This window comes from Clostridium sp. AF32-7AC, from assembly GCF_003477925.1.
Classification (GTDB): domain Bacteria; phylum Bacillota; class Clostridia; order Lachnospirales; family Lachnospiraceae; genus Otoolea; species Otoolea fessa.
The window spans coordinates 119,907-134,617 of sequence record NZ_QUEG01000002.1 but is presented as its reverse complement, the minus strand read 5'-3'; the positions used below and the strand labels follow the sequence as shown (position 1 = coordinate 134,617).

The following is a 14,711-nucleotide window of genomic DNA, read 5'->3' as shown; positions in this document are numbered from 1 at the left end:
CCTATTTGAATGCAGCAACCAGCTCTTCCGCATCCTTATAACCCTGTTTTTTCAGTTCCCCGATATACCACTCGGTTACTGGTTCTACAATTGCCTTGAAGGAATCGATATCCAGATCCTCATACGGGATGACCTCGACGCCATTCTTGGACTGCCATCTGGAAAGGATCTCGTCGTCGCCTGCGCGGTTGATCTCGCGCTCGTACTGAACAGCAAGTTTGCCGCACTCATCGACTACTTCCTGCTGCTCCGGTGTCAGGCTGTCGTAAATATCCTGGTTGATGCAGAAGAACAGGCAGTCATAGTTTGCATTCCACATGGAAACGTATTTCTGTACTTCCTGTACGCTTGCCGCATCAATCGCCGGAAGCGGGTTCTCCTGACCGTCTACCGTACCCTGCTGCAATGCCGTGTAAGTCTCGGACCAGTTCATGTTGGTCGCATCTGCGCCCCACAGCTCGTAGCACTTCATCAGAAGGTTTGAACCAGCCACACGCACTTTCAGGTTCTTCATATCTTCCACGGAATGAACCGGGCGCACGCCGTTCGTGAGCTGACGGAAACCATTTTCCGCCATACCCATACAATGCAGGTCATAGGAAGAAAGAATCTCATCCATCTTCTGGCCAGCCTCGCCGTCCAGCTTCGCGTCGGCGTCCTCCACTGAATCAAACAGATACGGCAGCGATACCACGTTGAAACGCGGGTCAAATGCCGAATAAATCAGGTTGCTGTGCATCGAAATCTGCACCGGATCTCCGTTCATCAGCGCCTGGATGCCCTCGGACTGGTTTCCACCGGTCAGCTGATCCGCTGCGTAAACATCTACTTTGACCTTGCCGCCCGTTGCCTGATCCATGAGCTCGCCAAACTTGCGTCCTGCCTGTGCCCAGGTACTGGTTTCTGTCGTGGAACACGTAAAGTTCCAGGTCATTTCCGGCCAGTTCAGGTCACTGTGATCTTCCACCTGATAGGTCGAAGAATTTTCAATGCCCGCCGTCTTAACTGCACTAGCCGCATTTTCAGTAAAGGTGTTTACCAGATCCTCTGCATCATCAAAGCCCTGGTTTTTCAGTTCTCCGATAAACCATTCCGTTACCGGCTCAGCTGCTTTCTTAAAGGATTCGATGTCGAGATCCTCATATTTCAGCACCTCCACACCGTTCTTAGTCTGCCAGCGATCCAGAATCTCCTCATCGCCTGCACGGTTGATCTCACGCTCGTAAGCCACTGCCTTACGGCCTGCCTCATCAACAACCGCCTGCTGCTCCGGTGTCAGGCTGTCATACAGCTTCTGATTGATGCAGAAGAACAGGCAGTCATAGTTTGCGTTCCACAGTGAAACATATTTCTGTACTTCCTGTACACTCGCCGCATCAATCGCCGGAAGCGGGTTCTCCTGCCCGTCTACCGTGCCCTGCTGCAGCGCCGTATACGTCTCGGACCAGTTCATATTGGTCGCATCTGCGCCCCACAGCTCATAGCACTTCATCAGAAGGTTCGAACCAGCCACACGCAGCTTCAGGTTCTTCATATCTTCCACGGAACGAACCGGATGTTCGCTGTTGGTCAGCTGACGGAAACCATTCTCCGCCATACCCATACAATGCAGGCCATAGCTTTCCAGGATCTCAACCAGCTTGTCGCCCGCCGGACCATCTAAGACTGCATCCGCTGTCTCAACAGAATCAAACAGATACGGCAGTGATACAACATTGAACCGCGGGTCAAATGCCGAATAAATCAGGTTGCTGTGCATCGAAATCTGCACCGGATCTCCGTTCATCAGTGCCTGGATGCCCTCAGACTGGTTTCCACCGGTCAGCTGATCGGCTGCGTAAACATCTACTTTGACCTTGCCGCCGGTCGCCTGCTCCATGAGCTCGCCAAACTTGCGTCCCGCCTGTGCCCAGGTGCTTGTCTCGGTTGTGGAACACGTAAAGTTCCAGGTCATATCCGCCCAATCCAGATCGCTGTAATCGCCGATCGTGTTGAAATCGTCATTGTCTGTCTGGGTGGTTCCGCTGTCGCCTCCGGCTGTCTCGCCATTTTCAATGGCTGCCGCACTTCCCAGTGCCGCCGGCAGACAGGTCGAAATCTGCGGAATATAAGTAATTATCAGTAAAACAACAATGGAAGCGGCTACCATCGGAACGACTGCCCTGGAAATCTCCTGCAGCGTTACGCGGATACCGTCTCTTAATTTGATGCCGATCGCGACAAACAGGTTGACACCGACCGGAGGTGTTACCTGACCAATTGCCAGGTTGACCGTTGCCATGATACCAAATGCGATCACGTTGTAGCCCAGTGCCTTGCAGACCGGCAACATGATCGGGATGAAAATGTACATCGCAGAATTTGCATCAATAAAGCAGCCCGCGATCAGGAAAATAATGTTACAAATCAGCAAGAAAGTAAACTGGTTGCCTGCCACTCTTGCTAACAGTTCGGAAGCAGCCGTCGAAATACCGAAACGGGTGCAGACAAAGGAGAACAGCGACGCACACGCTACGATCAGCATGATGCCGCCGGTGGTCTTTGCCGAATCAATCAGAATTTCCCACAGGTCTTTAAATTTTACTTCCTTATAAATAATCATACCGACAAACAGACCGTACACAACGGATACGGCTGCCGCCTCGGTCGGTGTAAAGATGCCTCCGTAGATACCGCCCAGAATAATGACCGGCATCAAAAATCCCCAGAATGCATCCTTAAATGCGTTCCAGCGCTCTTTTGCGGATGCTTTCTCTACGTTGGACGGCACGACATGATTGCGGCGTACCTCCAGCATAACGACAACTACCAGAGCCAAACCCATCAGGATACCCGGAATGATGCCTGCCATAAACATATCTCCGATGGAAACACCTGTGATCGACGCGTATACGACAAACGCGATACTCGGTGGGATGACGATCGCGATGGAACTGGAAGTTGCCATCAATGCCGTCGAGAACGCTGCGGAGAAACCGCCCCGCTCTACCATCGCCGGAATCAGGACCGCACCCAGAGCCGCTACCGTCGCCGGACCGGAACCGGAGATCGCGCCGAAGAAGCAGGCTACGATGATACACACATTCGCAATGCCGCCTTTTCTGTGACCGACACATGTGTCAACGAAACGGATCAGGCGCGTGGAAATCCCCGCCTTCGCCATGATATTTCCGGATAATACGAAAAACGGAATCGCCAGCAGCAGGAATTTACTGATGCCGGAGTAAATATTCGTCGCGACAATCGTTAAAGAAGTACCGGAATACAGGATCGCCGCTGCGGAAGAAAGTCCCAGACAGACGGAGATCGGCACATTCAGCACCAATAATACGAAAAAGGTAATAAAAAGAACTGCGCTAACCATTTATTTGTCCTCCTTTTTCGTACACTCATCGAGACAGAACTCGATAAAATGAAGAATCATGCACGCCGAACCGATCGGTACAAAGGACCAGAAGATCCACTCCGGCCAGTTCAGCACAAAGGTACGTTTCTGGTTCGCAAGCTGCGCCAGTACCTTGTCCATGCCATAGTAAAATAAGATTCCCATAAAGAGAACCGAAAAGATCGTAATCAGAATCACGACCGGCTTCTTTGCTGATTTAGGCAGACGCTCTGTTACCAGATTTAAGCCTACCAATCCGCCCTCACGCGCAGACAGCGCCGCGCCAAGCAGCGTAATTAATACGAAAATGGCAACAACCAGCTCCTCTGTAAAGGACCAGGACTGGTGAATCACCTTACGGGAAAATACATTTCCCACCGTCAGTACAAGGATCAGGAGCATCGTGACTACCAGCACGGTTTTCTCAACCATCGCCACAATATCCATCAGCTTTTTATATCCTTTCATACTGCGCTCTCCTCCTAAAATAAGTATCTCATTTTTCCACATTTCTGTCGGCTGTACGCATTCATCTGAACGTTTTTGTGTCATAGGACGCAATTTCCTAAGGCATAAAAAAACGCCCCCAGATAATAGGGACGAATGAAGTGCCAGATTTCTGCTAAATGTTCTGTTTTTCTCGGAAAACACGCAAACATATGCAGCACCAAACAAACAAACGCTGCTCCCGCTTGTGCGGGATTCGTACAAAAACAGTGACCGCCGCGCCCTTGCTCTCAGTCAATCGAGGCATGAACGGTTCCGTTTTCATATGGAACTATATCAAACTAAAATTAAATATTGCTGATATGGAATATATTCTACACTTTTTTAATACATACGTCAACCATTTTTATAGACTACGGTCTGTTTTATAAAAGCCACATAAAAATAGCATAAAAGAAATAAAATTCTTTTCCCTCAACCTATTGATGATTTGATTTTTCTATACTATAATAAACATTATACGCTTTAAAGTGTGAAAATCTTTTAGACAATACAGGAGGATAAAACTCATGGGATTTGAATATGTCAGCAAGCTGCCGACCCCGGACGAGATTCGTGCACAGTTTCCACTGGCACCGGAGCTGGCCGCAGAAAAAGCTCGAAAGGACGCTGCTATCCGTGACGTCTTTACAGGCGACAGCGACAAGTTTCTTGTCATCATTGGTCCGTGCTCTGCTGACCGGGAAGATGCGGTTATTGATTATGTAAACCGTCTTGCCAAGGTACAGGAGAAAGTGAAGGACAAACTGATTCTGGTTCCTAGAATCTACACCAACAAACCTAGAACAACCGGTGACGGCTATAAGGGACTTTTACACCAGCCAAATCCGGAAGGTAAGCCAAACTTATACCAGGGTCTGATCGCGATTCGCAAACTTCACATGCGTGTGATCGAAGAAACCGGCTTCTCGACCGCAGACGAGATGCTATACCCGGAGAACCTGACCTACCTTTCCGACGTTATGTCCTATGTTGCAGTCGGCGCACGTTCCGTTGAGAACCAGCAGCACCGCCTCGTTGCCAGCGGCATCGACGTACCGGTCGGCATGAAGAATCCGACCAGCGGCGCACTCTCCGTCATGCTGAACGCCGTACACGCAGCACAGCACGGTCATGAGTTCATCTACCGCAGCTGGGAAGTAAAGACACAGGGCAACCCGCTGACCCACACCATCCTGCGTGGTGCTGTCAACAAGCATGACCAGTGCCTGCCGAACTACCACTACGAAGACCTGAAGCTGCTCTTAGACCTCTACAACGAGCGTGATCTGAAGAATCCGGCCTGCATCATCGATGCAAACCACTCCAACTCCAACAAAAAATACATGGAGCAGATCCGTATCGTCAAGGAAGTACTCCACAGCCGTCGTCACTCCGACGATATCCGTAACTTCGTCAAAGGCGTCATGATCGAAAGCTACATCGAACCAGGCAGCCAGAAAGTTGGCGAACACATCTACGGAAAATCCATCACCGACCCGTGTCTGGGATGGGATGATTCCGAGCGTCTGCTGTATGAAATGGCTGAAGGATTGTAAAATATAGAAATATGCAGAAAAAAAGTCCGGTGGAAAAGCTCCGCCGGACTTTTTTTCGTTAGGAATTCGGATTTCAAAAAGGTTAAAGGATTAAATCTTTTGTATCATGCATTTATTATGGTTATAGTATATCATGCCTATCTCCAAAATGTTTGTATTCTCTTTAAATAAATTATGAAGAAATTCTTAAGATTCACCATTTCGATGCAATAAAAATCTGATTTTCTGCATTAATGAATATTAGGTTTATTGTTCAATTGATTCACATACATAAAAAGAACAGGTTTCGCCATTAAAAAGCTGTACTCCTGCATACAGAGGCTCTCTATCATATGTATATGTCACACTCTTAATATAAAGAAGCGGTGTTCCCTTCTTAACTTTCATCAGTTTTGCTTCTTCGGCCGTGGCTCGGCATAATTCAATCCGCTTCTCTGAGGAAGCAACTCTTACCTTGGCCTCTTCCTGCAGGCACTCAAACAGAGAATTATCATTAAACTGCTTTTCCAGAAGGAAGGAATATTTTACCGGAAAGTAATTCTTCTCAATGGCTACCGGTTCCCCATCCGCTGTACGCAGACGCGAAATATAAACCACATAGGATCCAGGTTCCAGATTTAACTGTTTTTGAATCTTGTCATCTGCCAGAACCAGCTTGTTTTCAAGCATCTGTCCTCCAGGCTTCATATTCATATGACGGCACATTTCTGAAAAGCTCTGGAGATTTTTTATATCCTTCGCGAATTTCTGTCGGCAGATGAAGGTTCCTTTTCCCTGCTTCTTTTCCACAAGGCCCTGGCTCACCAGATCATCCACTGCACGCCGAACTGTGATCCGGCTCACATTGTACTGTTTTGCTAACTCTGCCTCTGCCGGAATTCGTTCCGTTGCATTATAAACCCCATTCTCAATATCTCGTTTCAAACTCTCCACAATCTGTGCATATAATGGAACTATGCTGTTTGGATTTGTATTTATCTCCATACCCTTCTCCTTTTCATTCTTTATAATAATTGAGCCCTACATCTATATAGTCAAAATGATATATAATGTTATATACACTATCATACTATTTGTATTGTTCCATTACAAGCTTTTTTCGTTATTTTAACAAAGAAATTGTATTTTTTTTACTCGGTATAAAAAAGAAAAAAGCAGGCCCACAACAACTACAAGGTTGCAGGCCTGCTTTTATATTATATTTTTGTAACTATTCAGAACTCCATTCGAAAAACCGCTGCTTTGCAGCTTCTGTTTTGCTCATGTGGTTACTTCAATCCTTAATAATCAAATTTCCACATATACCGGCGATATGTCATCGGATGCATTCTCACATCTGCCATTGCTGAAATAAACTGCTTGGAAATCGGATGGAACAGAAGTGAATTGAAGTATTCTGCAACACTCTCATCCAGTTCGCCTAAGCCAAGCTTCTCTGCATCGATAACCCAATGATGACCGCCAAACTGATTTAAGAAGCGTTCTGCTCTCTCATCTACCGGTCTTGTTCGTCCAATGCTCTTGAACAGAAGGATGGCAAGATCCTTGTCACAGGTCTCAAAAGCACCGTGGAAATATTCACCAGAATGAATCGGAACACAGTGTACGGTCTGCATCTCCTGAAAGAAGCAGAATGCATCTGAATAGGATACCTCCCAGGCTGCACCACTTGACATTACATTCCATACAGTATCATCTTTGTAGGTCATGGCAAATTTAGCTGCCTCCGCACGCACATCTGTATATGCTTTTCCGTAAATTGTTTCCAGCTTCTCGAATCCTTCCAGAGCCTGATCATATGCCTCATAATTGTCATATTCTTTTAAGAGCCAGAACGCAATCTTTAACGCCGTGCCCTGGCTGTTGTAATGAACTAAGGTTGGATCCTTATACCACTCATCTGCATGATAGTAGGTAATATAATAATCAGCCGTCTGCGCTGTCAGAGAATCTGCATATCCGGATAAACCAACCGTAACGGCGCCTTTTTCTTTTGCCACCTTTAATGCTTCCACGGTTTCTGCCGTTGCCTTAGTGGAGGTTCCAATCACAAGTGTATTCTTATCTACATTCTTCGGAGTTGCATTCACGAACTCACTGCTGTTATATCCCTGAACACGCAGAGAGCTCTCCTGATTTAACAGAAACCGTGCCGGATAAGAGGATGCAAAGGATCCTCCGCAAGCCACGAAAATAACCTGTTTTAATCCGCCATTTTTATCCAGATCTGCTTTGGCTTTTGTCATCACATCGATGACTTCCTGCATACCTTTAATCATAGAATTAATCCTCTCTTTCTTACGTTTTGCCGTATCTTATCCTCTGAGGGCTTTGGTTGCCTGTTCGTCTACCTGATAATGAACTCCATCTGATACAACAACCACACCATAATCTTTTTTCGCTGCCTCTACAGACACCTTTTTCTCAATGACATCCTTTAATACCTTTTCCGGCTCACGCTTCATCGGATCACCATATCCGCCTGCACCAGGAGTTTCAACCCGGATGATATCGCCCTTCTTTAACGGAAAACTGGTTGTCTTGTGTCCCATTTTTGTGATAGTTCCATCCGGAGTTACACGGTAGAATGCACCGGCAGCGCCTTCTTTACCGCCATCTAATCCCCATGGATGGAATTTATGACGATCACCTAATCCGGTATATGCCACATCATCCTGCATCATCTCTAACTCACGCTCGATACCAAGGCCGCCTCTAAACTGGCCGGCACCGCCTGTATCTTCCTTCAGTTCATATTTTCTGGCAAGAATCTTTGTGAACTCCATCTCGGTTGCCTCAATCGGCATATTAGAGGTATTGGTCATGTTTACCTGAACACCAGATAAACCATCTAATCCCTTCGAAGCACCGCCGCCTCCGGCAATAACCTCGTGGAAAATAAACACACTGTCTGTTCCGATTGCACCTTCACCTGCTAAGATGGTGGTGGTACAAGCACCATTACCAGCCGTTACGACGGTATCCGGGAAGATTGGTGCCAATGCTCCGAAAATGGCATCCGGGATTCGCTGCTGGCAGTCAATCTGTGCACCAATCGGACTTGGTTCTGTTGGATTAACGATACAGCCCTTCGGTGCAATGATCTTAATCGCACGGTTAATTCCCTCATTGGCTGGGATATCATCTCCCATTAATGCCTTAATGGAGAAGAATACGGCTGCTTTCGTACAAGGGTACGGCACATTGATCGGTGCTTTAATCTGCTCAGCGGTTCCTGTAAAATCAATTGTCAGGTCATCACCCTTAATGGTAATTTTCACTTTAATCGGAAGCGGATCCGGATATTTGTCGCCGCAGCCATCCACATAATCGGTATAGCTGTATTCTCCATCCGGAAGTTCTGCAACGACTGCACGGACACGGCGCTCCGAATAGCCTACCAGCTCTTTCATGCACTCAATCAAATCGTCCTGATAACGGGCATAAGCTTCCTGAATTCTCTGTACACCGATCAGGTTTGCTGACATCTGTGCGGTCAGGTCGCCCTCTCTTTCCTGTGGAACTCTGGTATTATCAAGAAGAAGGTCCATAACACTCGGAATCAGTTTTCCATTCTGGCGGATACGGATTACCGGAATTCGAATACCTTCCTGGAATAAGCTATCTGCATCTCCGGAGGTAGAACCAGGTACCTTACCACCGATATCTGAATGATGCGCAATATTGGCAATCCAGCCAACCAGTTTATCTCCCACAAAGGCCGGTGCTGCGATTACGATATCCGGCAGATGATTGCCGCCGCCATGATACGGGTCATTGGCAATATACATATCGCCTGGCTGAACATTTTCCTTTCCAAATTTTTCATAAATATTAGGAACTACACTCAGCATTGAGCCTAAAAGTGCAGCTAAACTTTCCACCTGGGCAACACTATTTCCATCCGGATCGATTACTGCAGTACACACGTCGCGACGTTCCTTCATATTAGTAGAATATGCACTGCGGACAATGATTCCATAAGTCTCCTCAGCAATGGACATCAGAAGATTGCGGACAACCTCAACTGTTACGGTATCAATCTGTTTTGCCATCTTACTTCGCCTCCTCATCATGAATCTTTAAGTTGTGATATCCATCTACGTGGATGACCCATCCTTTCGGAACCACTAACGTAGTATCCATCTGTTCGCAGATGCACGGACCAGGAATCGACTGACCCGGAACAAATTTATCTCTTAAATAGACCGGTGTTTCAACATACTCATCACTGTTCTGGAACAGAACCTGACGAACTTCGATCGGTTCTGGAATCGGTGCCTCCGGATGAAGCTCTGCTGCTTTCAGGTCCGGTTTATCGATAACGCCGATAGCGGATACACGATAACTTACAAACTGTACAATCGCATCTTCTTTGCAATAGCCGTAGCTTCTCTTATGCTCTGCATGGAAATCAGCCAGTGCTTTCTTCAAAGTCTCTTCCGTCATCTTTCCTGCCGGAACCGGAATGCTGATCTCAAAGTTCTGACGCTGATAACGCATATCAACGGCAAATTCAAAGTAACGTCTGTCTGCCGGAACACCTTCTTTATCCAGAAGACCGGTTCCCTGCTCTACCATGTTATCAAACTGCTCATTGATGTCATCTAAGTTTCCGGCTTCACCATTCATGATCTTAGTTCTGGATAAGTCGAATTTTGTATCTGCCAGAAGAAGTCCGAGACTACAAAGAGTACCTGGATGCGGCGGAATCAATACTTCCTTCATTCCCAGTTCTTTTGCCACCTCGCATGCATGAAGCGGGCCGGCGCCTCCGAATGCCATCAGGCTAAATTCGCGGACATCATATCCCTTTTCTACGGATACGCTTCGGATTGCACGAACCATGTTGGAATTTACGACTGTGATAATACCGTTCGCTGCACGTTTCATATCCAGATTGGATTTATCACAAATTTTTGTCTTGACAGCGTTTTTAGCCAGTTCAATATCTACATACATTCTGCCGCCAAGAATCTTCTTCTGATTCAGCTTGCCAAGAACAATATTGGCATCTGTTACGCAAGGATTCTCACCGCCGCGCATATAGCAGGCCGGTCCAGGTGTTGCACCCGCACTCTTAGGTCCTACCTTTAAGGCACCGCCTTCATCAATCTTTGCAATGGAACCGCCGCCGGCACCGATGGTAATAATATTAATCATCGGGATTCTGGCCGGATATCCTTCTACATAACGCTCATTCGATACCTGCGGTGTATAATTTTCAATTAAGGAAATATCTGCGCTGGTACCACCCATATCAAAGGTAATAATCTTGTCTGCTTCGCACTGTTTGCCAATATATGCAGCTGCGATAACACCGGCACTCGGTCCGGACAATGCTGTCTTAATCGGGCAGTCGATGGTTTCTTTTATTGAAATGATGGAACCATTGGACTGGGTTACATAGGGCTCTACCTGAATACCAAGCTTCGCAATGGAATCACGGAAATTATTTACATATTTTTCCATAACCGGTCCCAGATAACTATTCATAACCGTTGTACTCATACGGCTGAACTCACGGAACTCCGGTGCCAGTTTACTGGAAATCGTAACGTATGCTTCCGGGAACTCTTCATGAATGATCTCTTCAATTCTTTCTTCATGAACCGGATTAATGAATGAGAACAAAGTACAAACTGCAATTGCTGTCACACCCTGTGCTTTTAAGTATCGAACGACCTCTCTTGTTTCGTTCTCATCCAGCGGAGTCTCAACACTTCCGTCGTAACGGATTCTCTCTGTTACCGTACAGTTTAAACCGGACGGAACCAGTGGATACGGTTTCTGTGCCTGAAGATTGTAAAGAGAAGGACGTCTCTGGGTTCCGATTTCCATCAGATCCTTAAATCCTTTGGTAGTAATAAGGCCAAGGCGGCAACCTTTCTTCTCGATTAATGCGTTCGTTCCTACGGTTGTACCGTGTGCCAGATAACTAACTTCTTCCGGAGCTGCTTTCTTAATCTCTAATACATCCTGAACGCCCTTTACAATTGCTCTGGACGGATCCGCCGGTGTGGAACTATCCTTGTAATTGAACAACTCACCTGTTTCCTGATTAAAAACAGAAAAATCTGTAAACGTTCCTCCAACGTCTACGCCAATCATATATGACATAGTATTTCCTCCTATGTAGTGTATTTTTCAAGCTGCACCTTCCGGGTATGGTCGTTTACCCATCCGGACTTTTCAGGATATTGACATCATACAGTTTATATTGTTATATAACGTCATATCTCCTTTACTGATAACATACTCTTCTTTCCGTCATTTGTCAATACTTTTTCAATCAAAAATTCCATGCTTTTTGAGCCACCTTATGCTCTGTATATCTGCCTGCCTTGGATTAGAGCGATACCTCGGATCATTCTGCTCCAGCGCATACATTCCCTTATATCCAGCTGATTCAAGAATATCCAGATATTCACAGATGGGAAGATCCCCATCCCCAAGGGCCATGTGAACCGCCGGGTGGGAATCATGGAGATGAATATGTGATAATTCTGCTCCATGGGCTAAGTAACGTTCTATCTTCTGGTCCATATAAACCATTTGTCCTATATCCAGCATAGGCTTCATGCTTCCTGAAGGCATAAGGGAAATCATCTCTTTCTGCTGCTCCGGCGTGTTCAGCACGTTCGAAGACAGAGGTGTCAATGTCTCCAGCACAAGTAAAATACCCATTTTCTGAGCCTTTTCTGACAAACGATGCAGGCTCTCTTCGCTCCGCTTCCACGCATCCTCCACTGGTTTGTTGAAATAACCGCATCCAGCTGAAACCAACACCTTTGGGCAGTTCAATATTTCTGCTGCATAAAATGCACGTTCAAAATTGCGTATGCTATATTCACGTATTTTTTCATCTTCTGCTGCCAGATTGACCGGATACTGGCATTGCTCCGGCGTGATACAGCATACTGAAAGCTCACGGCTCCGAATCTGAGCAGCTTTTTCTTTCAGCTGCGCTTCGTCCATCGTATCCAGACAGAAGGACGGACCTGCTGCCCAGAGTTCCACATTTTGCATTCCCAGTAAAACAGCCGTATCCAGAAAGTACTCGAACGGATACCGCAGATACTGATAGCTCCCCAGTGCAAATCGTTCCTTTGATATCTGCACCATGACCCTCACTTCCTTTTTTATTTTTGTTTTTATAATTCTCTGTAAATCCGGTCATGCTCAGACTTCGGTACCGGCACACCGTCTCCAAAGGCACCATTCTTCAAGCAGGTTCCTGCTGAAAATACAGCTGCCGCTTTCAATGCCTCCGGAAGTATCTCTGCCCTTATCTCACTGTTTTTCCAGCTTCCCTCCGGTTGTGTTTCCAGCTTTTTCAAGATGGTAATCAGCATAGCAGTGGCAAAGCTGTCTCCGGCTCCCATGGTATCCACCGGAGTGACATAATCCGGCAGCTGGCAATAAAACCGCTCCCCATCAAAAACCGTTGCTCCCTTACTTCCACGGGTAGCTGTCACCACACTGCATCCCTTTTCATACAGCTTCCGGCACAGTTTTTCTGTCTCCTCATCATTCAGATCACTACAGGATAGAAATGCAAAATCAATATATGGGCATACACGTTCCACCCTGTCTTCCTCATTCCAGCGATACGAAAAATCATAGCTTACCAAGGGAGAAAGTCCATGCAGGGCTGGAAGCAGCCCATCGGTAAACCCATTGTTGGTTGTATGAATCAAATTAAAACCATCCGCATATTCCAAATCCTCTTTTTCCAGATAAATTGGATGCTGCTGCAGAACACCACCTTTATTGCTTCCTTTAAATACACGATCTCCATCTACAAGGGTTACTCTGGCAAAGCCATTTTCTCCTTCATAGATGCGGCAATGACTGTGTCCGACTCCGTGTGCATCTAAAGATGCCTGCACGTGATCCGCTACTGCATCCTTTCCAAATACTCCCATAAAATCCGATTCTGCTCCCAGCATTCTTGCATATACCGCAAAATTTACTGCCTGACCACCCGGATACATGGTTCCGGTATGCAGATATACATCACACACATTATCTCCAAGACCTAATACTTTCAGCATTTTCTGTTTCCTCCTGTATTTTTATCGATTGAATTTGTTTTGAAACGAAAAGCGGCCGCCTGGAAGAGGCCGCCATTCCCTGGCAGTTCTGTCCCAAGCGGCAGCATTATTCTTAATTTAAATTTTACTTATTTATTAAACTGACGAGTCTGATCATAAAGATCCTTGGTTGTAAAGAAGCCTTCATCCTGAAGCTCTTTTCCTAACGGTTCTGCTGCATCAATAAATGCCTGGCGATCAATGTCACAGAATGTTACGCCGCCTTCGTTAATTAACCACTCTTTATCTTCCTCCCACTTGTCGAGAGTTCTTTCAGAATGATGAGAAGCTACCTGTGCTGCTGCATCAGAAATTACTTTCTGATCTTCTTCCGATAAGCTGTTCCAGAACTGAGTGGAGAAGCAGATCTGCTCAACCGGATATGCGTAATCCACATCTGCTACATATTTTGCAGACTCATAGAGGCCTGCAGAACGATAGGAGTCTTTCGAACACTCACCACCGTCAACTACGCCCTGCATTAAAGCAAATGGATATTCGGACCAGGCAACTACAACCGGTGTTGCTCCCATCGCTCTCGCATTTTTCTCAAAGATCGGAAGGTTCGGAATACGATATTTCATGCCAACCATATCTTTCGGGCTCTTGATCTCTTTGTTTGCAAAGAAGATACGCGGATTCTTCTGGAATTCGAAGTTTACTACGTGAATTCCCTGATTATCCAGGCTCTCCCAGATTGGATCTGCCACATCACTCTTTAAGTAATTAATCATGGAATCGTAATTGTTAAATGCAAATGCCATGGAAAGAATGTTTAAATCAGATTCATAAGTTGCCAGGGTATCTAAGGCACACATCATGCCCTCCTGCAGTCCTACCTGAAGGTTCTCCAGCATCGTGGTCTCATTGCCAAGCTGCTCTGCGGGATAAAACTCAAAGTAATATCTGTCACCGATCTTATCATTTACCAGATCACAGAACTCTTCACAGGACTGCGGTGCCGGCTCTCCGATGGCTCCGGAGTTACCGAATTTGACAACCTTAGCTCCAGCCGGAGCCGGTTTTGTTTCTACTGTATCAGCTCCTCCTTCAGTCTTATCGGTGGTCTGTGCGGAGGCCTGCTCCGATGTGGTTGTCTGTGCAGTGGACGATCCACAGCCTGCTAATGTGCCTACTGCCATGGCTGCCGTCAGGACAAGTGCAATTTTTTTCTTCATAAACTTT

The 14,711-nt window shown here is 46.4% G+C and carries 10 protein-coding genes; 1 reads left to right on the top strand and 9 read right to left on the bottom strand.

The window, feature by feature from the left end; genetic code table 11:
- Nucleotide 1: 1 nt before the first annotated feature.
- Both DWZ45_RS04780 and DWZ45_RS04775 read right to left on the bottom strand, forming a co-directional pair.
- On the bottom strand, nt 2–3,364 hold the full coding sequence (locus tag DWZ45_RS04780) for a TRAP transporter large permease subunit (protein WP_118467924.1): 3,363 nt from the start codon (nt 3,362–3,364) through the stop codon (nt 2–4).
- Nucleotides 3,365–3,853, bottom strand: a complete 489-nt coding sequence (locus tag DWZ45_RS04775) for a TRAP transporter small permease (protein ID WP_118468093.1) — start codon at nt 3,851–3,853, stop codon at nt 3,365–3,367.
- Nucleotides 3,854–4,401: 548 nt separating this feature from the next.
- On the opposite strand from DWZ45_RS04775, the gene DWZ45_RS04770 reads away from it, so the two are divergent.
- Nucleotides 4,402–5,430 (top strand): 3-deoxy-7-phosphoheptulonate synthase, encoded by a 1,029-nt coding sequence (locus tag DWZ45_RS04770; RefSeq protein WP_117796364.1) that lies wholly within the window; start codon nt 4,402–4,404, stop codon nt 5,428–5,430.
- A gap of 246 nt (nt 5,431–5,676) precedes the next feature.
- Here the strand turns inward: DWZ45_RS04770 and DWZ45_RS04765 are convergent, their stop codons facing one another.
- From DWZ45_RS04765 to dctP, 7 genes are all read right to left on the bottom strand, one after another.
- Complete coding sequence (locus DWZ45_RS04765; RefSeq protein ID WP_118467923.1) at nt 5,677–6,414, bottom strand: GntR family transcriptional regulator; 738 nt, start codon at nt 6,412–6,414, stop codon at nt 5,677–5,679.
- Nucleotides 6,415–6,710: 296 nt separating this feature from the next.
- Nucleotides 6,711–7,709: an SIS domain-containing protein gene (locus DWZ45_RS04760; RefSeq protein ID WP_118467921.1), complete on the bottom strand. Its 999-nt coding sequence runs from the start codon at nt 7,707–7,709 to the stop codon at nt 6,711–6,713.
- A gap of 36 nt (nt 7,710–7,745) precedes the next feature.
- A complete protein-coding gene (locus tag DWZ45_RS04755) occupies nt 7,746–9,485 on the bottom strand; it encodes a hydantoinase B/oxoprolinase family protein (RefSeq protein ID WP_118467920.1) in 1,740 nt (579 codons plus the stop codon).
- A gap of 1 nt (nt 9,486) precedes the next feature.
- On the bottom strand, nt 9,487–11,550 hold the full coding sequence (locus DWZ45_RS04750) for a hydantoinase/oxoprolinase family protein (protein ID WP_118467918.1): 2,064 nt from the start codon (nt 11,548–11,550) through the stop codon (nt 9,487–9,489).
- A 168-nt stretch (nt 11,551–11,718) separates the two neighbouring features.
- Complete coding sequence (locus DWZ45_RS04745) at nt 11,719–12,555, bottom strand: sugar phosphate isomerase/epimerase family protein (RefSeq protein ID WP_118467916.1); 837 nt, start codon at nt 12,553–12,555, stop codon at nt 11,719–11,721.
- A gap of 29 nt (nt 12,556–12,584) precedes the next feature.
- Complete coding sequence (locus tag DWZ45_RS04740; protein ID WP_118467914.1) at nt 12,585–13,487, bottom strand: fructoselysine 6-kinase; 903 nt, start codon at nt 13,485–13,487, stop codon at nt 12,585–12,587.
- Nucleotides 13,488–13,615: 128 nt separating this feature from the next.
- Nucleotides 13,616–14,704 carry a TRAP transporter substrate-binding protein DctP gene (gene dctP / locus DWZ45_RS04735; protein ID WP_118467912.1) on the bottom strand — a complete coding sequence of 363 codons (1,089 nt, stop codon included), beginning with the start codon at nt 14,702–14,704 and terminating at the stop codon, nt 13,616–13,618.
- Between the last annotated feature and the right edge of the window lie 7 nt (nt 14,705–14,711).